Genomic DNA, 22,958 nt, shown 5'->3' on the forward strand with positions numbered 1-22,958 from the left:
GAGGGAACCGAGGGCCGGGAGCCGGGAAGCCCGCGCCCTGGGGCGTGCCGATCAGAGCGTCGAGTGGACCTCCAGGGCGGTGCGTACCGCGGACTCCAGGGCTCCTTCGATCCACGCCGGCTTGACGGAGGTGTGGCAACCGGCGAAGTGCAGGTTCCCCTCGGCCTTGCGGACGTGGGGGAAGAGCTCGGTGTGCTGGCCGGGCAGCAGCACGGAGGCCTCGCCGTACGCGTACGGGTCGCGCATCCAGGACTGGGTACGCCCGACCCCGGTGTAGAACACCTCGATCCGCTGCCCGAACACCTCCTGCACGCCGGCGAGCGCGCGCGGGTAGCGCTCCTCGTCGTCCAGGGAGTCCCACTTCAGGGCGTCGTCCGACCAGCTGTAGGAGGCGAGCACGACCCCGCCCGCGCTGCCCTCGACGGGGTAGGAGGGCTGGAACATGAAGCGGTTGGGGTTGTCGGTGGCCGAGCCGCCGCCGATGACGCGGGCCGCCTCGGGCTGGTCGCGGGTGACCGCCCGGCAGGCCGCGTAGTGCGCCCGCTGCCCGCCGGAGATGCCGCGGTCGGACACGGAGGAGTGCGCGCCCAGCAGCGTGCCGTCCGCCGGGGTCCGCCCGAGTTGGTACGCGCGGTACAGGCCGGGCCGGATCGCCTCCAGCTCGCGCTTCCAGTCGGCCTCGTCGAACTCCCACCAGCGGCGGCTGAATTCCAGCAGCACCTTGGTCGCCGCGTCGTAGTGCAGCTCGGTGATCGCGCGCCGCTTGCCGTACGAGAGCGCGGGCGCGACCGGGATGTGGCGCAGGCCGGAGAAGGGCACGGTGATGATCGCCGTGTCGCCGGTGAAGGTCTCGCGCCGTACGGGGCTGCCGCCGCGGCCCTCGGAGACGGTCTCGACGGTGACCCCGTCCTCGCCGTGGGAGATCCGGGTGGCGCGGCGGTCGAGCCGGACGAGGTCGTCGACGCGGGCGTAGAGGGCGTCGACCAAGGTGGCGGTGCCGCCGGGCAGTTCGAAGAAGGCGGTGTCCGGGCTGATCAGCGAGGCCCCGATGAAGCTGTGCACGAAGGCGAGGTGGAGGCGGGAGGTGAGGTTCTCGACGGTGCCGATCAGGTCGATGGTCCGCTCGTCGAGCTTCGCCTCCTCGGTCAGGTAGCGGTACATCGACATGTGGCCGTAGCGCTGGATGACGTGCGCCCAGCCCTCGACGAGCTGCTTGTCCTGCTTGCCCTCGATCTCCTTGCGGACGGGGGCGAAGGCGTTGCGGACGATCTGCGCGGCGGGCACGCCCTCGTAGGCCGCCGGGACCCCGAAGGACTTGTTGAGGGCCTGCGGGCTGCGCGCGTAGTCGGCCCGGCGGACGCGGATGCCGTTGACGTGGATCCACGTACGGAAGGCGGGGCGGCCAGAGCCGTCGACATCGACCAGGTGGAAGCGCCTGCGCTTCAGGCCGAGGCCGTCGATCAGGCCGGTGACCAGCGGGTGGCTGTCGGGAATGCGCATCGCGCCGGCCTCGGCGTACTGCTTGGGGTCGGCGAAGGGGGCCGCGGACTTCTCGTGGCCGCCGGCGCGGAAGGTCTTGATCCGGCCGCCGACCCGGTTTCCGTTGGCCTCGATGACGGTGACCTGGTGTCCGGCCTCGCGCAGCAGGTGGGCGGCGGTGAGCCCGGCGGGACCGGCGCCGACGATCAGTACCTTCTTGCGGGTACGGGACCGGGGCAGGCCGTTCTTGAGCAGGATGTCGGAGTAACGGGGCACCAGCGGCTCGTCGTCCTCGTCGCGTACGAGGACGGCCCGGGCGATCGTGAGGCAGGTCTCCCAGTCGGGGCGCGCGGAACCCGACGGCGCCTGCGGGGTCCCGGCGGACGCGGCGGCGACCGACAGGGCGCCGACTCCCGCGACGGCGGCCGCGCCGGCGATGACGGTACGGCGGGAGGGGCGGCGGGCGGCGGCCCGGTCGGGCTCGCCGGAGGGGCCGGGCGTGGGGTCGGGCGCGGGCACGGGTTCGATGATCATGGACCAACTCTCCCGGCCCGCGGACACCTTGATCGCCGAAAGCCGCCCTGGTGGGGAACAATCACCCGGATGTGCGGTGCCGGCCTCACGGCGCTGACGAACGGGGATACGGGCCGGGGTGGACCCGGCGGGTCAGCCGAGCCGGCGCACCCGCTGGTCGGTGAGTTCGTAGCGGGCTCCGACGACGGTCAGGTCCCCGGCCGCGATCTTGGCGGCGAGCTCCGGTTCCGCGGCGAGCCGCGCCCGTACGAGCCGTACGTTCGCGGTGATCGCGGCGTCGATCCGGGCCGCCCCGCGCAGGGTGTGGTCGATCGCCGGGTGGATCTGATCGACCAGGTACTGCATGTGGCCCGGCAGCGCGGGCCCGCCCTCGTCGGCCCGGACGGCCGCCGCGACCGCCCCGCACGACTGGTGGCCCAGGACGACGATCAGCGGGATGCCGAGTTCGAGGACTCCGTACGCGATGCTGCCGAGCACCGCCTCGTCCAGGACCTCGCCGGCCGACCGGACCGTCAGCAGATCGCCCAGGCCCTGGTCGAAGACCAGCTCCGGGGGGACGCGGGAGTCGACGCAGCCGAGGACGACGGCGAACGGGTGCTGGCCGCCGACCAGCGTCTGCCGCACGGTCCGCGTCTCGTCGGGATGCCGCTCGTGCAGGCTGCGCCAGCGGGCGTTGCCCGTCTCCAGCTCCCGGAGCGCGGATGCGGGGGTGGCGGGCCGAACCCTCCCGGGGCCCCCGGCGACGGGGTCCTCCGGGGGACGGGGGGACCCGGCCACGAGGCCGGCTGCCAGGGCGACCGTGCCGGTCAGGACCACCCGGAGCAGCCGGCGCCGCCCCGGGCCGCCATTCCTGTCCACAGCAATGCTCATATCAGGACAAACTATTCGCATTCCCTCCTGGATCCTGGCTGCCGCTCTCGGACGGCACCCTTCAGCGAGCAGCCGAGGTCCCTTCCGGCAGACCGGCGCGAGCACCAGGTCAGCCCACTGCCGCGGGGAGCCGTTCGGTGTCGAGGACCCGGAGCAGGGCGAGGCGGTCGGCCGTGTCCGAGCCGGGCGGCGGGGTGAAGAGCACGAGGCGCTGGTCCGCCTCCTGGGCGAGGAGCACCTGGCAGTCGAGGTCGACGGGGCCGACGACCGGGTGGACGACCCGCATCCGGCTGCGGCGGCGGACGGCGACCTCGTGCAGGTCCCACAGGGCGGTGAACTCGTCACCGACCCCACGCAGGCGTTCCACCAGACGGGCGGCCGCGGGGTCGGCGGCGCCCCGGCGGGCGACGGCCGCCCGCAGGTCCGCGACGTGCAACCGGCTGTAGTGGTCGTGCTCTTCCGGCGGATACGCGGCGCGCGCGGCCGGGTCGGCGAACCAGCGCCAGATCACGTTGCGGCCGTGCTCGGAGACCGTGCACACGCCGCCGAGCAGGGACCGTGCCAGGTCGTTCTGGGCCAGGACGTCACCCAGGTCGCCGAGTACCTGGGCGGCGGTGCCGGGCAGTTGGTCCAGCAGGTGCAGCAGCCCCGCGCCGACCCGGTCGCCACCGATCCGCCCGGCGGGCGGCCGGTGCCCGGCGAGCAGGTGGAGATGGTCGCGTTCGTCGTCGCTCAGCCGCAGGGCGCGGGCCAGCGAGGAGAGGATCTGCGGTGACGGCTGCGGGCCTCGGGCCTGCTCCATCCGCATGTAGTAGTCGGCCGACATCCCGGCGAGCTGGGCGACCTCCTCGCGCCGCAGCCCGGCCGTCCGCCGCCGCGGTCCCTCGACCAGTCCCACGTCCGACGGACGCACGCGGTCACGCGAACGGCGGAGGAAATCGGCGAGTTCCCGGCGATCGATCGTCATGTGGATCATTCTGCCGGACGGGTTGTGGGCCCTCGGGCGAGCCCAGGATCCCCGGTCCTAGGTTCGAGCGGGCTCTCCCGCCCGCGGGGCGGCGACGGCAGTGTGGGCGGAGCCGGAGCGAGGAGCGCCGGCGCCCACCCCGTCAGAAGGAGCGACCGCCATGTCCGCCACCGCCACCCTCACCTCTGCCACCACCCGTACCGCGAGCGTGCGGGTCGGCGAGGCCCAGGTCCACTACGACCGCACCGGCTCGGGCCCCGCGCTCGTGCTCGTCCACGGCACCGGATCGGGCGGCTCCGCCGTCAACTGGGGCCAGGTGCTGCCGCGCTTCACCACCGACCGCACCGTCGTCACCCCTGACCTCTCCGGCACCGAACGCACCGTGGACGACGGGGCTCCGCTGACCGTGGAGGGCCTGGCCGCCCAGGTCATCGCCGTCATCGAGGACGCGGACGCGGGCCCGGTGGACCTGCTGGGCTTCTCCATGGGCGCCCCGGTGTCCGCCGCCGTGGCCGCTCTGCGCCCCGACCTCGTACGCCGGTTGGTCCTGGTCGCCGGATGGGCCCACACCGACGGCGACGAGTACCTGCGCAACCTCTTCACCCTCTGGCAGCGGCTCGGCACCTCCGACCCGGCCGCCTTCGGCCGCGCCGTCGCCATGACCGGCTTCAGCCGCGGATTCCTCAACGCGATCGGCCGCGAACAGATGGAACTGCTGATCCCCAACATGCCGCCCACCCCCGGCACCCTGCGCCACGTCGACCTCGACACCCGCATCGACATCCGCGACCTGCTGCCGCACGTCCGGGCCGAGACGCTCGTGATCGGCTGCACCCAGGACATCACGGTCCCGGTGGAGAACAGCCGCGCCCTGCACGCGGCGATCACCGGCAGCCGCTACGCCGAGATCGACGCCGGGCACGTCGCCTTCTTCGAGAAGGAGGACGAATTCGTGCGGCTGGTGGAGGAGTTCGTCCCCGCCGTGTGATCCGCCCCGCCCCGCGCTCCGCCCGGCCGGGTGCGCCGATCGGCGCGCGGAGGGCCCCGGACCCGCGACGGCCGGCGGGTGCCCCCTCGGGCGGCGGCCGTGAGGATGGTCGTCATGGATCCCGAACTCGAAGCCTTCATCCCCCTCCTCCCCCGAACCGACCTGACCGACCCGGTCGGCACGCGCGAGACCCTCGCCGAACTGGCCTCCTCGCGGCCGGCGCCGGACACCGCGGGCCTGGAGATCGAGGACCGCACGGTCCCCGCCGATCCGTGCGTGCCGGTGCGGATCTACCGCCCGCACCAGGCCCAGGGCGCCGTCATCTGGCTGCGCGGCGGCGGATTCGTCTTCGGTGACCTGGAGACCGAGCACCCGTGGGCCTCCCGGATCGCCGCCGGCTCGGGCGCGGTGGTGATCTCGGTGGACTACCGACGCGCTCCCGAGCATCCGTTCCCGGCCGCCCTGGACGACGCCTACGCCGTACTGACCTGGGCGCACGAGCACGCGGCCGAACTCGGCGTCGACCCGCACCGGATCGCGGTCGGCGGACACAGCGCCGGCGCGGGGATCTCGGCCGCGGTGGCCCTGCTGGCGCGCGACCGGCAGGGGCCGCCGATCCGCTTCCAACTGCTCAACGAGCCGGCGCTCGACGACCGGCAGGAGACCTGGTCGCAGCGGAACTTCACCGACACGCCCTGGCACGACCGCGACAGGATCTCCCTGATGTGGGGGCACTACCTGGGCTCCGGGCAGGCCACCCCGTACGCCGCCCCGGCGCGGGCCACCGATCTGTCGGGGCTGCCGCCCGCCTACATCGCCGCCGCGGAGTTCGACCCGCTGCGCGACGAGAACATCGACTACGCGGTGCGCCTGATGCGGGCGGGCGTACCGGTCGAGCTGCACCAGTGGCCCGGCACCTTCCACGGGTCCCAGGCGATCACGTCGGCCGATGTGTCGCAGCGGCAGAGCGCCGCACTCCTCGGCGCCCTGCGCCGGGCCCTGGCCGCGTAGGACGGGCCCGGCCCTGCCCGGCCGGGCCGCGGTCGATCGTCAGTGGTCGGTGGTCAGTGGAGGTCGGACCGTGCGGCGGAGGTGTCGTCGAGGAAGCCGCCCGACTGGTGCTGCCACAGCTTCGCGTAGGCGCCCTCCGAGGCGAGCAGCTCCTGGTGCGTGCCGGCTTCGACGATGCGTCCGCGGTCGAGGACCACGAGTCGGTCCATGTTCGCGACCGTGCTCAGCCTGTGTGCCACCACGAGGGCCGTCCGGCCCTCCATAAGCCGCCACAGCGCCTCCTGGACGAGGATCTCGCTCTCCGAGTCCAGCGCGCTGGTCGCTTCGTCGAGCAGCAGGATCGGCGCGTCGCGCAGGATCGCCCGGGCGAGCGCGACGCGCTGGCGCTGTCCGCCGGACAGCTTGACGCCACGCTCGCCCACCATGGTGTCGAAGCCGTCGGGCAGGGCGTCGGTGAACTCCGTGACGTGCGCCGCCTCGGCCGCGCGACGGATCTCGGCCTCGGTGGCGTCCGGTCGGGCGAAGGCGATGTTGTCCCGCAGGGTGCGGTGGAACATCGCCGGGTCCTGCGGGACGTAGGCGATCAGGCTGCGCAGGTCGGACTGGCGCAGTCGGGTGATGTCCTGGCCGCCGATCAGGATCCGGCCGGACTCGATGTCCGTCATCCGCATCAGCAGTCGGGTGAGTGTGGTCTTGCCGCCGCCGGATCGGCCGACGAGGCCGATCTTCGTGCCGCCGGGCACGTTCAGGTCGAGACCGTCGAAGAGCGGCTTGCCGCCGCCGTGGGCGAAGGTGACCCGCTCGAAGCGGACCTCGGAGGACGCGGGCCGCAGCGGCTCGGGCGAGGGCGGGTCGAGGACGGTCGGCGGTGTGAGGAGGAGTTCGGTGAACTGCGCCGCCTCCGTCATCGAGCTCTCCAGCCGCCGGTAGATCTGGTTGAACTCGAACATGATCCGCGTCGCGCTCGCGTAGTAGGTGAAGGCGACGATGACGGCCTCCACGCCGTGTTCTCCCCCGCCGAGCGTGACGGCGAGCAACAGGCCCAGCGCGTTGGTCAGTACGGACATCGGCGCGACGACCGTGTCGATGCGCAGGTTGCCGTAGTCCCAGGAGCGCAGGGTGAGCCGGCGCGACTCCGCGACGCGGGAGCGGTGTTCGGCCGCCTCGCGTTCCTCGGCGGCGAAGGCCCGGACGGTGTCCATGTTCATCAGGCTGTCGGCGACGTGGCCGGACACCCGGGCGATGGCCTCCTCGCGTTGGGCGACGAGTGTTTGGCGGCGCCGGATCAGCGGTGCCACGCCCAGCGCGGTCACGGCGATCATGACCAGGAGTCCGGCGACGAGCAGCGGGTCGTACTGCCACAGCACCACGGAGGCGAACACCAGCGGTACGAAGCTGCCCATGACCGAGAAGGTCAGGGTGTCGACGAACTCCTCGAAACGGGAGGCGAAGCTCAGCACCCGTTTGGTCAGCGAACCGGCGAAGTTGTCGTGGAAGAACGCGGCGTCCTTCGCGAACAGTTCGTCCATGCCGACGACGTACAGGTGCTCGATGCCGCGGGCGTCGAGGCGGTTGAGGCAGTGCAGGCCGAGGCGCCACAGCGCCTCCGCGAGGAGCAGGACGCCAGCGAAGGTGAGGACGTACGGCAGCATCGCGTCGACGGTGCTGCTGCCACCTCCGGCGATGCGGCCGACGAGCTTGGCGACGATGAGGGGGGCGATGTAGTTGATGCCGATGTTGCCCAGTGCCGGGAGCAGCATCGCGGGTGCGGTCAGCAGACGGAGGCGGACCAACTCCCGTCCGTAGTAGCGAAGTGCGAGGAGTACCGGGCCCTTGCCCGGTCGTTTTTCGGGCGGTTCAGGCGTTCCCATGACAACCCTGTGCGTTCGTGTGCGGACGGCTTGCAGGAACCGAAGTGTCCCGTGGCGGCCTCCGCGCGGTCCAAGGCTTTTCCCGAATGGCGGTATCTCGTACCCGTTCGTGCCCGGAAATGGTGGAGGGCCGTTCCGGATGGCTCCGGAACGGCCCCGTGGTCATGGGCGCCCTGCTCTGGGTGTGGGGGCGGAGGCTCGGTTACGGGACGGGCTGCTGCTGGGTGACGCAGTGGATCCCGCCGCCGCCGGTGCCGAGCCGGTCGATGTTGAGCTGCTCGATGGTGCGGCCGGGGTAGAGCCGGGCCAGGGTGGCCTTCGCCGCGGTGTCGGCGCGGGTGTCGCCGAAGTGGGCGGAGATGACCGCGCCGTTGCACAGGTAGTAGTTGGCGTAGGAGGCGAGGAAGTCCGGGTTGGAGGAGCGGATCTTGTCGTAGTCGGGGCCCTGGATCTGGTCGACGGTCATGCGCGCGCCGCCGGCGGCGGTGGAGGCGGAGAGGATCTGGTACTGCTGGCGCGCGTCCTTGGCGTAGACGTCGTTGTCCGAGGCCAGGGGCATCTGGACCGCGGCCCGGCCGGGTGCGAGGAAGCGCGAGGTCGCGTCGACGTGGTCGTCGGTGATGTCCTGGCCCTTGACGCCGTCGAACCAGATGACCTTGGTGGCGCCGTAGGCGGCGAGCATGGCGGACTCGATCTGTGCCTGCGTCTTGTTGGGGTTGCGGTTCTTGTTGACGAGGCTGCTGCGGGTGGCCATCAGGGTGCCGGCGCCGTCCTGTTCGATCGCGCCGCCTTCGCCGACCAGGGCCGCGGCGGTGTAGGGCACCCCGACGTAGGAAGCGATCCGTCCGGCGACCAGGTTGTCGCGGGAGTGGGCCTGCTTCTTGCCCCAGCCGTTGAAGTTGAGGCCCACGGCGTCCAGACCGCCGGATCCGTCGGTGCGGAAGACGGGGCCCGTGTCGCGCATCCAGCAGTCGTCGACGGGGATGGTGCTGATGACGGTGACGGTGGAGCCGCACATCGAGCGGGCCTTGGCCGCGCTGCCGGAGTTGGCGCAGATGTAGACCGGCTCGTACTTGGCGATGGTGCGTGCGATGAGCGCGATGTCCTGCTGGACGCCGCTGAGCGTGTTGCCCCAGATCGAGGTGGAGTCCGGCCAGGCCATCCAGGTACGGGTGTGCCGGACGTCCTCGATCGGCACGCGGAAGGCACCCGCCGCCGCCGGCCGGGGTGCGGACACGGCCCCGGCCCGCCCTTCGGTGGCCGCGATCGCGGCCGCGGCGGCGGTGAGGCCCGCCGCGGCCAGGAACCTGCGCCTGCCCATGCCCATGCCCTCGCCCGCGGGCCGGTTCGCTGCGTGATCGTTCATGTGGGGGTTCCTCCGATGGCTCAACTCCCCGCGGGGACAGCGGGGTTGACCGGAAAGCTAAAACTGGCCAAGCGCTCGGTCAATACTTTGGGCGAGGTCATTCCGGTGGATCGTGGAAAGCCCCAGGTCGCGGCCCGAAGGCCGGCTAGAGTGACGCCATGGCAGCTGTCGCGAAGGACTCCGGGGGCCGGCCGGCCGCTCCCCCTGCAAGGGCCGGCCGGCCACGGGCCTCGGCGAAGGGCGAACAGACCCGGGCGCGACTGATCGCCGCCGCACGGACCCTGCTCGCGGGCGAGACGAGCGAGGGCTTCACCACGCGCAACGTCGCGGCGTTGTCGGGCGTTTCGCACGGGATGTGCCACTACCACTTCCAGGACCGGACCGATCTCGTCCTCGCGGTCATCGAGGACATCCGCCCGGAATGGATCACCCCGCTGGAGACGGCGGTCTCCGCACCCGGACCGTTCGCCGAGCGCGCCGAACGGGTCGTCCAACTGCTCGGCCGCCCCGAGGGCACCGAGCTCTCCCACCTCCATTCCGCCCTGCACTGGCAGGCGTTGAACGACTCCCGCGTCCGGGAGAGCCTGGAGACCGAGTACCGGCGCTGGCGCGCCTGCTTCGTCGCCCTCTTCCAGGTCCTGGCCGACGAGCGCGGCGCGGGCCTCGATCCGCGCCCCTTGGGGCTGGCCGTGGCCGCCGCCGTCGACGGTCTGGCGGCCATGGACTCCCTCGGCGCCGACGGCGGTACGGAGCCGATCCTGCGGACCCTGATCCGTACCCTCGCGGCGGGCGCCGGATCCGGTCCGTGACCGGTCGCCGCTACAAGGCCCTGCGGGCCGCGGCGATCGCCTCCGGGTCCCACCCCGGGCGGGGCACCGACTCCAGCAGCAGGCGCGTGTACGGGTGCCGGGGCGCGGCCAACACCTCGGCCGTGGCGCCCGCCTCGACGATCCGGCCGTGCCGCATGACGACGATCTCGTCGGTCACGCACCGTACGACGCCCAGGTCGTGGGTGATGAAGAGGTACCCGATACCGGTCTGCTCCCTGATGTCCGCGAGCAGGTTGAGGATCTGCGCCTGTACGGAGACGTCGAGCGCGGCGACCGCCTCGTCCAGGACGAGGACGGACGGCTCGACGGCCAGCGCGCGGGCGATGGCGACGCGCTGACGCTGGCCGCCGGACAGCTGCCGCGGCAGCGCGTCCGCGGCCCGGGTGCCCAGACCCACCTGGTCGAGCAACTCCTTGATCCGCCGCGTGTGGTCGCGGCCCGGGAAGTGCAGGCGCAGGGTTTCCCGCAGCGCCGCCTCGACGCCGGTGCGCGGATCGAGGGAGAGGTACGGGTCCTGGAAGACCATCTGGACCTCACGGGCGCGGGCCAGGCGTCGCGCACGGCCGCGGCCTTCGCCCCGCGCGGTCCGGTTCCGGCCGCCGACCAGGACCTCGCCCTCGTCGGCACGTTCCAGGCCGACGATGATCCGCGCGGTGGTGGTCTTGCCGGAGCCGGACTCCCCCACGATCCCCAGCGAGCCGCCTTCGGGCAGGACGAAGGACACGTCGTCCACGGCGCGCACGGCTCCGTAGGAGCGGCGCAGGCCCGTGACCTCCAGGACGTTGCCGGGAATTCCCGGTCCGTTAGCGGGCATCGACGGTGCTCCCTTCGAGCCGGTCGCTGTGATGGCAGGCGGCCACGTGGCCCGGCCGGCCGGGGGCGGCCACCGGCAGCGGAACCTGCTGGTCGCAGACCTCCGTGGCGAGCGGGCAGCGGGCGGCGAAGGCGCAGCCGTGCAAGGCTTGGCGCAGGTCCGGCGGCCGGCCCTCGATGGCGGCGAGCCGGCCGCGCGGGCCGTCCATCCGCGGGGTGGAGGCCAGCAGGGCTGCCGTGTAGGGGTGCCGGGGGCGTGCGAAGAGGGCCTCGGCGGGCCCGCTCTCGGCGATCCGGCCCGCGTACATGACGTAGACGCGGTCGCTGATGGCCGCCGCCAGGTCGAGGTCGTGCGTGACGAACAGCAGTCCGGTGCCGAAGCGGGCGCGGAGCCCGGCCAGCAGGGCGATGACCTCGGCCTGGGAGGTGACGTCCAGGGCGGTGGTGGGCTCGTCGGCCAGCAGGAGGACCGGGTCCCCCATGAGGGCCGCCGCGATCACCACGCGTTGGAGCATGCCGCCGGAGACCTGACCGGGGTACTTGCGCATCACCGCCGGGTCCAGGCCGACCGCCCGCAGGAGTTCGGTGGCGCGCGCGGTCGCCTCGGCCCGGGTCATGACCCGGGTGAGCGTGGCGCTCTCGGTGAGGAAGTCCCCGATGCGGCGCAGCGGGTTGACGGCGGCGCGCGGATCCTGGAAGACCATGGCCACGGCGGAGGCGCGTACGGTGCGCAGCCGGTCCGCGTCCATGGTGAGGACGTCCTCGCCGGCCACCCGTACGGCTCCTTCGACGACGGCTCCGGGCGGCAGCAGGTTGAGGGCGCTGCGCGAGGTGAGGCTCTTGCCGGAGCCGGACTCGCCGACGAGGGCGACGGTCTCCCCTTCGAGGACGGTGAGGTCGACGCCGTCGAGGACGGGCCGGGCGGTGCCGGGCAGGGTGATCCGCAGCCCTTCGACATCGAGGGCGCGCACCGGTGCCGTGGGGTGCGTCATGGGGTGCGGTGCTGTCATCGGGCCCTCCTGGCCATACGGTCGGCCCAGCGTTCGCCGACCACGTTGAAGGCGACCACGGTCAGCACGATGAAGGCGCAGGGCAGGATCGCGGACAGCGGGTAGCCGTGCTGGACGGCGGTCTGGCCGTCGAAGACCATGCGGCCCCAGTCGGGGGTGAGGGCGGGTACGCCGAGCCCGAGGAACGACAGGCCGGCCAGGTCCATCAGGGCGTAGCCGAAGTTGATGGTGGACTGGGCGAGGACGACGGGGGCGATGTTGGGCAGGACGTGGCGCAGGCAGATCTGGAGCGCCGAGTGGCCTTGGACCTGGTAGGCGCTGACGTACGGGCGGGCCCGTTCGGCCAGGACCAGCGAGCGGGTGAGCCGGCTGACGTAGGGCAGGTAGGCCACGGCGAGCGCGATGACCGGGGCGAGCAGCCCCTCTCCGTAGACCGAGATGATCAGGATGGCCAGCAGCATGCCGGGGAAGGCGAAGACGAGTTCGGTGCTGCGGGAGAGCACGGAGTCGATCCAGCCGCCCCGCCAGGCCGCGGCCGTGCCGATGGCGATGCCGGCGACGGTGGAGAAGGCGACGACGCCGAGCGGTCCGAGGAGCGAGGTGCGGGCGCCGAGCAGCAGCCGGGAGAGGGTGTCGCGGCCGGCCGCGTCCACTCCGAGCGGGTGCGCGGCCGACGGTGCGGCCAGCGCGTTGCCGAGGTCGACGGCGTTGGGGTCGTGGGGTACGACCCAGGGTGCGAGGAGGGCGGCCAGGACGACGACGGCGACGAGCACCAGGCAGACCAGGTGGAGCGGGGAGCCGGCGGCGCGGATCCGGGACAGGCCGGGCCGGCGGGTCAGGACGGCGGTCATACGGCGGCGCTCCTGGTTCCGAGGGTGACCCTGGGGTCGACCAGGGGCAGCAGGAGGTCCACGATCAGGTTCACGATCATGAAGAGGGCGACGATGATCAGGGAGATCGCCTGGACGGTCGGGAAGTCCTTGGTGGTGGTGGACAGTTCGAGGAGCTGGCCGATGCCGCCGATGCTGAAGGCCGTCTCGACCAGGATGGTGCACACCAGCAGGGTGGAGACGATGAGGCCGCCGGTGGTCAGGACGGTGCCGAGCGAGTTGCGGAAGACGTGGCGCTTGATGACCTGGCGTTCGGGGACGCCCCGGCTGCGGGCGACGGTGACGTGGTCGCTGTCGAGGGCTTCGAGCATGGCGGAGCGGGTGACCCGGGCGAGCATGCCGATCAGGTAGAGCGCGAGGGCGATGGAGGGCAGCGTGAGGTGCCAGAGCATGTCGCCGAATCCGCCGTCCCCCGCGCCGCTGCTGGGGAACCAGCCGAGGTTGACGGCGAAGAGGCCTTGGAGGAGGACCGCCGCGACGAAGGACGGGGTGCCGACGGCGAAGGTCGTGGTGACGAGGACGGCGGAGTCGGTGGCCCCGCCGCGGACGGCGGCGATCCGGCCGAGGAGGAGGCCGACGGTGACGACCACGGCGAGCGACATCACGATGAGCAGCAAGGTGGTGGGCAGCCGGTCCGCCAGCAGCCGCGAGACGTCGGTGCGGTAGGTGATCGACCGCCCGAAGTCGCCCTGGAGGATGTCGCCGAGCCACCGGAGGTACCGCATGAGGAAGGGGTCGTCCAGGTGGTACTGGGCGTTGATGGAGGCGAGGGCCTCCGGGGAGGCGGAGCGGCCGGCGAGCAGGAAGCTCGCCGGGTTGCCCGGTGCCAGGTACATGGCTCCGAAGACCACGAACGAGGCGGTCAGGAGGGTGGCGGCCATCTCCGCCACCCTCCGCAGCGCGAATCTGACGAAACTCACTGCGCGGCCCCCACGTCGGCGGCCCACGGGTAGTACATGTACGAGATGGTGGTGGGGGCGCCGGTGATGCGGTTGTTCATGAAGAGCGCGGTGGGCCACTCTGCGACGGGGATCCACAGGAGCTGTTCCGAGGCGTGGTGCTGCAGCTTCGCCTCGATGTCCATCCGCTGTTCGATCGGGTAGACGGCGCTCGCCTGGTCGACGAGCTTGTCGTACTCGGGGTCGCTGTAGCCGGCGAAGTTCATGTACGCGCCGGTCTTGAAGTTCTGCAGCAGGTCGAGCGGGTCGGTGATCGAGTCGTAGTAGGTGAGCGGGAACATGTCGATGCCCTCGCGCGCCTGGGGATCGGTGAACAGCGCGGTGAAGGCGTTCGGGGCGATCGTCTTCAGCTTGATGTCCAGGCCGATCCGGGTGCCGGCCGCCTGGACGGCGGTGGCGAGGAGGGAGACGTCCTGGCCTATGGAGCTGGTGGCCACGGTGAGCGTCTTGCCGGTGGCGCCGGCCTCCTCGACCAGGGCCTTGGCCTTCTCGATGTCCTGGCCGGTGGGCGGGAGGCTGTCGAAGGCGGTCTTCAGGGTGCGTTCGGGGGCGGCGGCCCAGGCGGCGCGGGTGGTGAGCGAGTTGGTGACGGTGCCCGCCCCACCGAGGCCGGCCTTGACGAAGCCGGAGCGGTCCAGCGCCAGGGACAGCGCGCGGCGGACGCGGATGTCACCGAGCGGGCCCCGCATGTCGGTGACGTTGACGTTGACCGTGCTCAGGCCCTCGCCGAAGTAGAGGGTGCCGGTGCCGCTGTTCTTCAGGCGGGCGTAGCTCTCGGTGGGGATCAGGTATCCGCCGTCGGCCTCGCCGCTGAGCATGGCGTTCGTCCGGGCGGAGGGATCGGTCAGGACGCGGAAGACGGCCTTCTTCGACTTGGCCTTGGTGCCCCAGTAGTTGTCGAAGCGGTCCAGTTCGATCGACTGGCCCTTGTTCCACGTGCCGAGTTCGAAGGGGCCCGTGCAGCCGAGGCCGCCCGTGGTGCCGTAGTCCTTGCCGGCCGCCTCGACGGTGGCCTTGGAGGCGACCACGCCAGCGGCGGTGGCCATGTACTGGGGGAACTGCGAGTCGGGCTTGTTCAGCTTGACGGTGACCTGCAGCGGGCCGCTCTTGGTGATCGAGGCGACGTTCTGGAACACCTGGGCCCAGGCGGCCGCGTTGTCGGGGTCCGTCTGGCGGCCGAGGCTGAAGACCACGTCGTCGGCGGTCATCTCCTTGCCGTCGTGGAAGCGCACCCCGGGGCGCAGGTCGTAGACCCAGGTGGTGGGGTCCGGGTTGGAGGCCTTCTGGGCGAGACCGGGCTCGGTGGTGAGGCCCGGGGTCCAGCGCATCAGGCTCTCGCACACGTTGGACAGGACGGTGTTCTGCGGGTAGTCGAAGGCCACCGTGTAGTCGAGGGTGGGCGGTTCGGCGTAGACGGCCCAGGTGAAGGAGTCGATCTCGCCGTGGGCCTCGGGCGTGGAGGCCGACAGCCTGACGTCGGTGACACCGCCGCCCTTCTCCTTCGGCGGTCCGGAGCAGGCCGCGAGCAGGGAGACGGCGGTCAGGGCGGCGGTCGCGGTCACGGCAACGGGGCTGAGCCGGCCGCGCCGACGGCGGAAGGGTCTGCCGGTGCGGGGCGGGGTGGTGGTCATCGTCGCGCTCTCTATTCCGTGAGGGATGCGGGGGGAGGAGCGGGCGGACCGCCGGAGCGGTCCGCCGGGAGCGGCCGGTTTCCCGGGTCAGGCGGTGGTCCGCACCGCCGGGATCTGCTGGGTGATGCAGTGGACGCCGCCGCCGCCGAAGGCGATGGCCGGCGCCCGGACCCCGACGACCTTGCGGCCCGGGTAGGCCGTGGCGATCACGGCGAGGGCTTCCTCGTCCTGGGGCACTCCGGCGACCGGGACGACGACGCCGCCGTTGGCGACGTAGTAGTTGAGGTACGACACCTCGATCTCGCCGTCGGCCAGATCGGCGAAGGCGGTCTGCGGCACCTCGATGATCTCCAGGCGGCGGCCGCGGGCGTCGGTGCTCGCCTCCAGCACGGCGCGGTTGGCGCGCATCCGGGCGTGGTCGGGGTGGTCCGGGTCGGCGGGCAGGGAGATCACGACCGTGCCGGGGGCGGCGAAGGCGCAGACCCCGTCGACGTGGCCGTCGGTCTCGGTGTCGAGCAGGCCGCCGTACGGGAGCCAGATGACCTTGGTGACGCCGAGCCGGGACTTCAGTTCGGCCTCGATCTGGTCGCGGGTCATGCCGGGGTTGCGGTTGGGGTGCAGGAGGCACTGCTCGGTGGTGATCAGCGTGCCCTCGCCGTCGACGGTGATGGCCCCGCCTTCGAGGATCATGCCGGAGGGGATCCGGTCGACCCCGAGGTGCTCCAGCAGCAGGCCGCTGATCCGGTCGTCCGAGTCGAACGGGTGGTGCTTGCGGCCCCAGGCGTTGAAGCGGAAGTCCACCCCGGCGCGGTTGCCGTCGCCGTCGAGGACGAAGAGCGGGGCGGAGTCACGGAACCAGGAGTCGTCGAGCGGCAGCTCGATGACGGTGACGCCGTCGCCGCACCGTGCGCGGGCGTCCTCGCCGAAGCCGGGCGGGGCGACCATCGTGACGGGCTCGAACGCGGCGATGGCGCGGGCGACGTTCGCGTACTCCTCCTTCACGTCGGCGAGCACGCTGCCCCACAGGTCCTCACGGGTGGGCCAGGCCATCAGACAGCCGTCGTGCTGGGACCACTCGGCGGGCATACGGAAATCGGTCATCACATGTCTCATTTCTTGCGTGAGGTGGAGTCTTCCATCCGACTGAAAATTCAGTCAAGAGTGGAGAGGTGCGTCGAGGGAGGGAGCGCGGAAGGACTGGAGGAAGCGACGAGGGGAGTCGGCCGGAGGAAGGAGAGGCGGTTCAGGGCGTCGGCCGGGCGCAGCCCGTCGCGGGCCGCCTCGCACACCGCGTCCCCGATCAGGGCGGTCACCTCGGGGACGTCGAGCCGTAGGCCGCGGGCATGCCGGGCGCGGGCCGGCTCGGCGGCGGTGAAGAGCGGCAACCGGTCACGTTCGGCGGGGGGTCGGGTGCATGACGTCCCCCGACCGTCCCGCCCGGCGCCGGGGCCGGTCGAAGCCATCATGATCATTCCTTCCTCCGGAGCGCGGGCGAGGAAGCGGCCGAGGCCGGTGGCGCGCCGGGGGACGCCTCAAGGGGTGCGTCGAGGGGTACGGGCCGGGTGCGGGCCCGTGAGGCGGTACGGGCCGGCCGGCGGTCCGAAGGGGCGGGAGGTTCGGTCCGCCCTGCCCGGAATCCTCACTCTGGCATTGACTGAAAATTCAGTCAAGAGTCTGAACGGGCCTGGGTCCGCAAGGAAACACGGGAGTCCGGAGGGAGACGTGTGGGTGGCGGGCAGGCGTCGGGTGGAGCGCGACCGGAGGCACGTAGCGGCGGGGACGGGTAGGGCCCGGGAGCCGACCCGGGCCGCACGAGGGCGGCGCGGGGAGGGACCGGGGCGCGGCGAGGGACCGGGGCGCGGAGCGGCCCCGGCCGGTGTACGTCAGCCCCGCCCGAGGCCTGCCAGTTCGGCGTCGATGGCGCCCCGCATCAGATCGCGGGCGTGGTCGATCTTGATGCCGCCGCTCAGCCAGCGCATGCTCAGCCCCTCCAGCAGGGCGGTGAGTCGCTCGGCGGCCGCGGCGAGGGAGGAGGCCGGCACCATCGGCTGGACCTGGCCCAGCAGGGCGGCCACCTCCTGGACCCACACCAGGGTCGCCCGCGCCAGGTCCTCGCGCAGGACCTCGTCGAAGACGGCGCTGGCCCGCAGTTCACCCCAGGCCGAGCTGTTCTCCCGTACCTCCACCGTGTCCTGGAGCTCCAGCAGGAGGGTCTCCTCCAGCTCCTCGCGCGGGGTGAGCGGCGGCTCGTCCGGGTCGCGGTCGGTGGTGTAGCGCTCGGCGCGGTCGTTGATGAACTCCAGCGTCTGGCGCAGGACGCCCGTACGGTCCTTGAAGTGGTAGTAGATCAGGGCGGTGGAGACGCCGGCCTCGGCCGCGAGTTCCTCCACGCGCAGCCCGCGCACACCACGCCGGGCGATCACCCGGGCGGCGGCTTCGAGGATCTGAGTACTACGAGACGACATGCTCCGCACCCTACCGGGATGATCGGGTGCGTACGTACGCGGCCCGTCACCAGGGGTGCCGGACGGCGCGCGGGCCGCCCCGGCGGGCGCGACCGGCCGCTCCGGCCGGGGCGGCCCTGGCATCAGAGCGCCGGCGGTGCGGCCGGGTGGGACTGGGTCGCGCAGTGGATTCCGCCGCCGCCGGAGGCTATGCCGTCGATCGGGAGCTGCTCGACGCGGTAGGACGGGTAGGCGGACTGGAGGATGGCGTAGGCGACGCCGTCGGCGTGGCCGTCGCCGAACCGGGGGGCGATCACCGCGCCGTTCGCCGTGTAGTAGTTGGTGTAGCTGGACAGGAACTCGTCGCCCCGGCCGGTGATCTCGCGCCGGTCCGGGCCGGGCAGCTCGGTGATGGACAGGCGGCGGCCCCGGGCGTCGGTGGCGCTCTGCAGGCCCCGCTTGGTCTCCTCGTAGACGGCCACCCACTTCTTGTCGGCGCCGGGGCCGGGCTTGTCGAGGATGACGCGGCCGGGGGCGATGAAGCGGGCCAGGCAGTCGATGTGGCAGTCGGTGATGTCCTCGCCGGCGAGGCCCGGCACCCAGATCACCTTGTCGATGCCGAGCGCCGTCTTCATGGCCTGCTCGACCTGGGCCTGACTCATGCCCGGGTTCCGGTTGGCGTTCACCATCGAACTGACCGTGGCCAGCAGGGTGCCGTCGCCGTCGGTCTCCAGCGAGCCGCCCTCGCCGACGAAGCCGGCGCGGATCCGGTTCACCTCGCACTCGGCGAGGAGCGTGCGGGCCGCCGCCGCGTCGTTGGCGAAGGGCTGCGCGAACTTGGTGCCGGCCTTGCCCCAGCCGTTGAAGTTGGTGTCCACACCGGCGACGGCGCCCGGGGCGACGACGAAGGTGGGCCCGAAGTCGCGGATCCAGAGGTCGTCGTTGGGGATGTCGATGACTTGGATGCCGTAGTAGGCGCCCGGTCCGCACTGGTAGCGGGCCTCGGCGACCTGGCCGGGGCGCGCCAGCACCACGACCGGCTCGTAGCGCGAGATCACGTGGGCGACATCGGCGATGTCCCTGCGTACCGCCGCGAGGCCGCTGCCCCACACCGAGGAGAGGGCCGGCCAGGCCATGTACGTACGGAGGTGCCGGTCGGTCTCGGCGGGCATGCGAAGCGTGTCGGTTCCGTTCGGGGCGGCCGAGGCCGTCTGCACCAGCGAGGGGAGGGTGGAGCCGAGGGCCGCCAGCGGCAGGGCCGCCGCGCCGAACTGGAGCACTCGGCGGCGCGAGGTGCGGGGGTTGACATCCATGGTGACTCCCTGATGAGGAGGGGCGGGATGGACGGCATCCTTGCCTTAACTGAAAATTCAGTCAACCTTTCCGCGTGTCGCGACGGTGCGCGGACGTGGTTCCACTTCGGGGGATCAGCTCTTGCGGAAGTGGTCGACGGCGATCGTCACGGAGCCTGCGGAGGTCGCCTCGACGAGCCGGACGATCGCGAGTTCCCGCTGGTCAGGGCTTCGCACACAGAAGGGGCGCTCCTTGGCGAGCGCCTTGAACGGCAGGGTCGTCACGGGCCGGGTCTCGATGCCTCGGGCGCAGTCGTCCGGGGTCAGGTCTCCGTTTCCGTCGGCGACGAACGCGTCGGACTCCTCGGGCAGCACGAAGGCGTCGGAGCCGCGGGCGAGGTACCAGGCGGCGCTCTCGACGGGGACCACCTTCCCGGCGCGCAGGTCGAACTCATAACCGGAATCCGGGGCGGTGAGCTCGGCCTGCGCATATCCGGGCACGTACGCGGACGCCGTGGGCCCGGAGGAGGATGCGGCGGGTTCCGCGGCGGGGGTCTCGCCCTCCTCCGGGGGGAGGCCGAACCAGTAGGCGCCGCCACCGCACGCCAGCAGGGCGGCGGCCGCCAGGGCGACCACGGGGAGCCGGCTCCGGTCGCGCCGCCGGTCGCGGCGCGCCGGGGGTGTCGGCGCCTCCGGGGCCGGAGCCGGAGCCGGGGCCGGGACCGGGGCCGGGCTCGACGCCCGATGCGGGACGGGGCCCGGGCTCGGGCTCGGGCTCGGGCTCGGGCTCGGGGCGTACGGCATGGTCCCGCCCGGACCGGGCGCGGGGTACGCGGCCGCCGCCACCGTCGCCTGACGGCGCTCCGGTACGGGCTGCCCGGGCCGATCGGATCCGGCGGCGCCCGCACCGCCCGCGGACGACCCGGACCCCGCCACCCCCGCGTCCGGGTCGGCACCCGTCCGGCCCCCGACCTCCGCCAGCACCGGACGGGGCAGCCAGCCGTCGGTGAACTCCGGTCGCCGCCCCACGAGCGGGTGCGCGTGGACGGCCGCGATCAGGTCGGCGGTGGTGGGACGGTCCTGCGGACGCTTGGCCAGGCACCACGACAGCAGCTCGTGCAACTCGTGCGGGATCCGGCCGAGGTCCGGCTGCTCGTGGACCACCCGGTACAGGGCGCCGGACTCCGGGCCGTTCCCGAAGGGCGGGACCCCGCCGGCGACGAACCCGGCGAGCGCCCCGAGCGCGAAGACATCGGTCGCCGGGGTCACCGGGTGGCCCAGCGCCTGCTCCGGCGCCATGAAGGCGGCGGTGCCGATCCGTAGGCCCACGCCGGTCAGGGCGGCGGCGTCGGCGGCGCGCGCGATACCGAAGTCGATCACTCGTGGCCCGTCCCCCGCGACCAGCACGTTCGCCGGTTTGAGGTCCCGGTGGACGACGCCCACCCGGTGGATCTCCTGGAGGGCCTCGGCGATGCCGGCGACGAGCAGCAGCACCGTCCGCACCGGCAGCGGCCCGTGCCGCCGCACGACCTCGTGCAGCGAGGGGCCCGGCACGTAGGCCGTGGCCAGCCACGGGGTGTGGTCGTCCTCGCCCGAGTCGACCACCTGCGCCGTGAAGAGGCCATGGATCCGGCGGGCGCTCGCCACCTCCTGGGCGAAGCGCTCGCGGAACTCCGGGTCCGCGGCGAACTCGCGCCGGACGGCCTTCAGCGCGATGGGCCGTCCGCCCGGCGTGTACGCCAGGTAGACCACCCCCATGCCGCCGGAGCCGAGCCGGGCGTGGAGGCGGTAGCCACCGATCTCGTGGGGGTCGTCGGCGGACAGGGCCGTGAGGGCGGACTGTACGCCGGGAAGCTGAGCGAACATGCGGTGGCTCTTTCAACGATGCGGCAATGACCTGGGCCGCATCGTGCCGCTAACTAAAGTTTCAGTCAATGTGTGACAATGCGAGACGCACACCGCCAGAAGGGAGGATCGACCGGTGTCGGATCGAAGAAGGGCCATCCTGGAGGGCGCCGCCCGGGTCATCGCCAGACGCGGGGTCCGCGGACTGCGGGTGACCGATCTGGCGGCCGAGGCCGGCGTGTCGACCGCCCTGATCTACTACCACTTCAAGGACCGGACCGGCATCCTGCGGCACGCCCTGACCTTCATCGGCGACCGGGCCGACCGCTACACGGGTGCCGCCGACGAGGTGGGCGCCGCTCCCTCGACCGTGGACCCGCACCGACTCCTGGAGCGGATCCTGCTGCTCGAATTCCAGGACCTGCCCGAGGTGCGCGAGAACAGTACGGCCTGGGGGGAGCTGCGGTCCCACACGATCTTCGACCCGGAACTGCGCGACGAGCTCACCGCGGCCGGCGCGGCCTGGGTGGAGGAGGTCGCGGACCTGCTGGCCGCGGCGTGCCCGGCCGCACCCGACACCGCCGTCACCGCCGCCGCCGAACGACTGACCGCCCTGCTGGAGGGGCTGAGCGGTCGCTGGCTGAGCGGCCTGCTGCCCGCGGCGCACGCCCGTGACCTGATGCGCGGGGCGATCGGGGTCGAGATCGGGCAGCTCGGTTCCCTCACCCCGTAAATTGACTGAAATTCCAGTCAGTGCAACAGTGGACGACATCCGGCCGCACCACTTACCCGTGCGTATCGGATGTTCTCGGTGCAAAGCGTGCACCCTTTGGATAGGGCCCGGCCCGCCGGCCTGTGCCACGCCTCCCGTGCCCGCCCTGGCCGGACGCCCCTCGCTCCGCCAGCACACGATCGGAGTCCCCTCGTGTCGTTCACTCCCCCCACCCGCCGGTCCGTCCTCCGTACCTTCGCCGGGATCGGCGCCGCCGTCTTCGGCGCGGCCGCCTGCGGTCCCGCCGAATCCGGCAAGCAGACCGGAGCCGGCGGCTCCCCCCAGCCCACCGCGGACGGAAAGCGCCGGTTCGGCGCCGAGTGGGAGAGCCACACCCGCACCTTCATGTCCTGGCCGGCCCTCGCCTCGGTCTGGGAGCAGGACCTGCCCTACGTACGCGAGGACATCGCGCGGATCGCGCGGGCCGTCGGCGACTACGAAGAAGTGATCATGATGGCCCGGCCCGACCAGGTGAGCGCGGCCCAGAAGGCCGTCGGCTCCCAGGTCGAGGTGATCCCGCTGGCCGTCGACGACCTGTGGGCCCGCGACACCGTCCCCGTGTTCGTCGAGGAGGGGGCCAAGGTCGTCGGCGTCGACTTCAACTTCAACGGCTGGGGCAACAAGCAGGAGCACACGAACGACGCCCAGGTGGGGCGCCTGCTGCTGCAGAAGTACGGCATCCCCCGGGTCCAGGCCCCGCTCGTCGCCGAGGGCGGCTCCTTCGAGACCGACGGCGAGGGCACCCTGATGGTCACCGAGAGCTCGATCGTCAACGACAACCGCAACAAGGGGAAGTCCCGGGACACCATCGAGGCCGAGCTCAAGCAGACCCTGGGCGTCCAGAAGGTCATCTGGCTGGCCGGCGTACGCGGCGAGGACATCACCGACGCGCACGTGGACAGCCTCGTACGCTTCACCGCCCCCGGAGTGGTCCTGCTCGACCGCGCCCACCCCAGCACCTCGCCGGACTCCTGGTCCCGCTCCGCCGACCAGGCGAAGTCCGTCCTGTCGAAGTCGACGGACGCCCGCGGCCGCCGCTTCGAGGTCATCGACCTGCCCCAGCCCGACCTGAACCGGATCACGGGCGAAGGCGACGACTTCGTCTCCACCTACGCCAACTTCTACGTCGCCAACGACTCGGTGTTCATGCCGCAGTTCGGGGACCGCAAGGCGGACGACCGCGCCCGCGGCATCCTGCGGGAGCACTTCCCCAAGCGGGACGTCGTCATGGTGAAGATCGACACCATCGCCTCGGGCGGCGGCGGCATCCACTGCTCGACCCACGACCAGCCCGGCAAGCCCGCCGCCTGACGCCTGATCCGTCAGCGGCCACCCCCGGCACACCCCGCGGCCCGCCCCGCCCCGGCCCGCACGCCGTAGCCCGCA

The 22,958-nt window shown here is 72.4% G+C and carries 19 protein-coding genes and 1 pseudogene; 5 read left to right on the plus strand and 15 right to left on the minus strand.

Features of this window, described 5'->3' with window-relative positions; all coding sequences use genetic code 11:
* Nucleotides 1–51 precede the first annotated feature (51 nt).
* The 3 genes from ACWG52_RS05935 to ACWG52_RS05945 all read right to left on the minus strand — a co-directional run bounded on the left by ACWG52_RS05935 (nucleotide 52) and on the right by ACWG52_RS05945 (nucleotide 3,859).
* Nucleotides 52–2,013, minus strand: a complete 1,962-nt coding sequence (locus tag ACWG52_RS05935; protein ID WP_389810509.1) for a flavin monoamine oxidase family protein — start codon at nucleotides 2,011–2,013, stop codon at nucleotides 52–54.
* Nucleotides 2,014–2,145: 132 nt separating this feature from the next.
* Entirely contained in the window at nucleotides 2,146–2,883 is a 738-nt protein-coding gene (locus tag ACWG52_RS05940) for a carbonic anhydrase (RefSeq protein ID WP_389810512.1), read from the minus strand.
* A 109-nt stretch (nucleotides 2,884–2,992) separates the two neighbouring features.
* On the minus strand, nucleotides 2,993–3,859 hold the full coding sequence (locus ACWG52_RS05945; RefSeq protein ID WP_389810515.1) for a helix-turn-helix transcriptional regulator: 867 nt from the start codon (nucleotides 3,857–3,859) through the stop codon (nucleotides 2,993–2,995).
* 151 nt (nucleotides 3,860–4,010) lie between these two features.
* On the opposite strand from ACWG52_RS05945, the gene ACWG52_RS05950 reads away from it, so the two are divergent.
* Both ACWG52_RS05950 and ACWG52_RS05955 read left to right on the plus strand, forming a co-directional pair.
* Nucleotides 4,011–4,838 (plus strand): alpha/beta fold hydrolase, encoded by an 828-nt coding sequence (locus tag ACWG52_RS05950; protein ID WP_453128047.1) that lies wholly within the window; start codon nucleotides 4,011–4,013, stop codon nucleotides 4,836–4,838.
* 114 nt (nucleotides 4,839–4,952) lie between these two features.
* Nucleotides 4,953–5,849 carry an alpha/beta hydrolase gene (locus tag ACWG52_RS05955; protein WP_453128049.1) on the plus strand — a complete coding sequence of 299 codons (897 nt, stop codon included), beginning with the start codon at nucleotides 4,953–4,955 and terminating at the stop codon, nucleotides 5,847–5,849.
* 53 nt (nucleotides 5,850–5,902) lie between these two features.
* Here ACWG52_RS05955 and ACWG52_RS05960 read toward each other — a convergent pair whose 3' ends face one another.
* Together ACWG52_RS05960 and ACWG52_RS05965 are read right to left on the minus strand one after the other, a co-directional pair.
* Entirely contained in the window at nucleotides 5,903–7,720 is a 1,818-nt protein-coding gene (locus ACWG52_RS05960; RefSeq protein ID WP_389810524.1) for an ABC transporter ATP-binding protein, read from the minus strand.
* Nucleotides 7,721–7,922: 202 nt separating this feature from the next.
* The gene (locus ACWG52_RS05965; protein ID WP_453128051.1) at nucleotides 7,923–9,086 is read right to left on the minus strand and encodes an agmatine deiminase family protein; all 1,164 of its coding nucleotides are present in this window, start codon (nucleotides 9,084–9,086) and stop codon (nucleotides 7,923–7,925) included.
* 158 nt (nucleotides 9,087–9,244) lie between these two features.
* On the opposite strand from ACWG52_RS05965, the gene ACWG52_RS05970 reads away from it, so the two are divergent.
* Nucleotides 9,245–9,895, plus strand: a complete 651-nt coding sequence (locus tag ACWG52_RS05970; protein WP_389810529.1) for a TetR/AcrR family transcriptional regulator — start codon at nucleotides 9,245–9,247, stop codon at nucleotides 9,893–9,895.
* A 10-nt stretch (nucleotides 9,896–9,905) separates the two neighbouring features.
* Here ACWG52_RS05970 and ACWG52_RS05975 read toward each other — a convergent pair whose 3' ends face one another.
* From ACWG52_RS05975 to ACWG52_RS06020, 10 genes and pseudogenes are all read right to left on the minus strand, one after another.
* Complete coding sequence (locus tag ACWG52_RS05975) at nucleotides 9,906–10,730, minus strand: ABC transporter ATP-binding protein (protein WP_389810532.1); 825 nt, start codon at nucleotides 10,728–10,730, stop codon at nucleotides 9,906–9,908.
* Nucleotides 10,720–11,739: an ABC transporter ATP-binding protein gene (locus ACWG52_RS05980; RefSeq protein WP_390167592.1), complete on the minus strand. Its 1,020-nt coding sequence runs from the start codon at nucleotides 11,737–11,739 to the stop codon at nucleotides 10,720–10,722. Before ACWG52_RS05980 ends, ACWG52_RS05975 begins: the two co-directional genes overlap by 11 nt.
* Nucleotides 11,736–12,590: an ABC transporter permease gene (locus ACWG52_RS05985; RefSeq protein ID WP_389810538.1), complete on the minus strand. Its 855-nt coding sequence runs from the start codon at nucleotides 12,588–12,590 to the stop codon at nucleotides 11,736–11,738. Before ACWG52_RS05985 ends, ACWG52_RS05980 begins: the two co-directional genes overlap by 4 nt.
* Complete coding sequence (locus ACWG52_RS05990; RefSeq protein ID WP_389810541.1) at nucleotides 12,587–13,549, minus strand: ABC transporter permease; 963 nt, start codon at nucleotides 13,547–13,549, stop codon at nucleotides 12,587–12,589. Before ACWG52_RS05990 ends, ACWG52_RS05985 begins: the two co-directional genes overlap by 4 nt.
* Nucleotides 13,546–15,219 (minus strand): ABC transporter substrate-binding protein, encoded by a 1,674-nt coding sequence (locus ACWG52_RS05995; RefSeq protein ID WP_389810544.1) that lies wholly within the window; start codon nucleotides 15,217–15,219, stop codon nucleotides 13,546–13,548. Before ACWG52_RS05995 ends, ACWG52_RS05990 begins: the two co-directional genes overlap by 4 nt.
* Nucleotides 15,220–15,306: 87 nt before the next feature.
* Nucleotides 15,307–16,320, minus strand: coding sequence for an agmatine deiminase family protein (locus tag ACWG52_RS06000; protein ID WP_389810547.1), 1,014 nt, complete (start codon nucleotides 16,318–16,320; stop codon nucleotides 15,307–15,309).
* 137 nt (nucleotides 16,321–16,457) lie between these two features.
* Nucleotides 16,458–16,682: pseudogene (locus tag ACWG52_RS06005) on the minus strand (urease subunit gamma); the annotation flags it as partial.
* 420 nt (nucleotides 16,683–17,102) lie between these two features.
* Complete coding sequence (locus tag ACWG52_RS06010; protein ID WP_389810550.1) at nucleotides 17,103–17,684, minus strand: TetR/AcrR family transcriptional regulator; 582 nt, start codon at nucleotides 17,682–17,684, stop codon at nucleotides 17,103–17,105.
* Between the two features lie 122 nt (nucleotides 17,685–17,806).
* Nucleotides 17,807–18,976 (minus strand): agmatine deiminase family protein, encoded by a 1,170-nt coding sequence (locus tag ACWG52_RS06015; protein ID WP_453128053.1) that lies wholly within the window; start codon nucleotides 18,974–18,976, stop codon nucleotides 17,807–17,809.
* Between the two features lie 114 nt (nucleotides 18,977–19,090).
* Complete coding sequence (locus ACWG52_RS06020; RefSeq protein WP_453128054.1) at nucleotides 19,091–20,821, minus strand: serine/threonine-protein kinase; 1,731 nt, start codon at nucleotides 20,819–20,821, stop codon at nucleotides 19,091–19,093.
* Nucleotides 20,822–20,936: 115 nt separating this feature from the next.
* On the opposite strand from ACWG52_RS06020, the gene ACWG52_RS06025 reads away from it, so the two are divergent.
* Nucleotides 20,937–21,533 carry a TetR/AcrR family transcriptional regulator gene (locus ACWG52_RS06025; protein ID WP_453128055.1) on the plus strand — a complete coding sequence of 199 codons (597 nt, stop codon included), beginning with the start codon at nucleotides 20,937–20,939 and terminating at the stop codon, nucleotides 21,531–21,533.
* Between the two features lie 192 nt (nucleotides 21,534–21,725).
* Entirely contained in the window at nucleotides 21,726–22,883 is a 1,158-nt protein-coding gene (locus tag ACWG52_RS06030; protein WP_389810560.1) for an agmatine deiminase family protein, read from the plus strand.
* Nucleotides 22,884–22,958: the final 75 nt, after the last annotated feature.

It is taken from the genome of Streptomyces sp. CLCI03 (assembly GCF_053615355.1).

Coding starts and splice junctions, on each gene's coding strand:
- ACWG52_RS05935 (WP_389810509.1), bottom strand. CDS start 2,013: ATGATCATCGAACCCGTGCCCGCGCCCGACCCCACGCCCGGCCCCTCC.
- ACWG52_RS05940 (WP_389810512.1), bottom strand. CDS start 2,883: ATGAGCATTGCTGTGGACAGGAATGGCGGCCCGGGGCGGCGCCGGCTG.
- ACWG52_RS05945 (WP_389810515.1), bottom strand. CDS start 3,859: ATGATCCACATGACGATCGATCGCCGGGAACTCGCCGATTTCCTCCGC.
- ACWG52_RS05950 (WP_453128047.1), top strand. CDS start 4,011: ATGTCCGCCACCGCCACCCTCACCTCTGCCACCACCCGTACCGCGAGC.
- ACWG52_RS05955 (WP_453128049.1), top strand. CDS start 4,953: ATGGATCCCGAACTCGAAGCCTTCATCCCCCTCCTCCCCCGAACCGAC.
- ACWG52_RS05960 (WP_389810524.1), bottom strand. CDS start 7,720: ATGGGAACGCCTGAACCGCCCGAAAAACGACCGGGCAAGGGCCCGGTA.
- ACWG52_RS05965 (WP_453128051.1), bottom strand. CDS start 9,086: ATGAACGATCACGCAGCGAACCGGCCCGCGGGCGAGGGCATGGGCATG.
- ACWG52_RS05970 (WP_389810529.1), top strand. CDS start 9,245: ATGGCAGCTGTCGCGAAGGACTCCGGGGGCCGGCCGGCCGCTCCCCCT.
- ACWG52_RS05975 (WP_389810532.1), bottom strand. CDS start 10,730: ATGCCCGCTAACGGACCGGGAATTCCCGGCAACGTCCTGGAGGTCACG.
- ACWG52_RS05980 (WP_390167592.1), bottom strand. CDS start 11,739: ATGACAGCACCGCACCCCATGACGCACCCCACGGCACCGGTGCGCGCC.
- ACWG52_RS05985 (WP_389810538.1), bottom strand. CDS start 12,590: ATGACCGCCGTCCTGACCCGCCGGCCCGGCCTGTCCCGGATCCGCGCC.
- ACWG52_RS05995 (WP_389810544.1), bottom strand. CDS start 15,219: ATGACCACCACCCCGCCCCGCACCGGCAGACCCTTCCGCCGTCGGCGC.
- ACWG52_RS06000 (WP_389810547.1), bottom strand. CDS start 16,320: ATGACCGATTTCCGTATGCCCGCCGAGTGGTCCCAGCACGACGGCTGT.
- ACWG52_RS06010 (WP_389810550.1), bottom strand. CDS start 17,684: ATGTCGTCTCGTAGTACTCAGATCCTCGAAGCCGCCGCCCGGGTGATC.
- ACWG52_RS06015 (WP_453128053.1), bottom strand. CDS start 18,976: ATGGATGTCAACCCCCGCACCTCGCGCCGCCGAGTGCTCCAGTTCGGC.
- ACWG52_RS06020 (WP_453128054.1), bottom strand. CDS start 20,821: ATGTTCGCTCAGCTTCCCGGCGTACAGTCCGCCCTCACGGCCCTGTCC.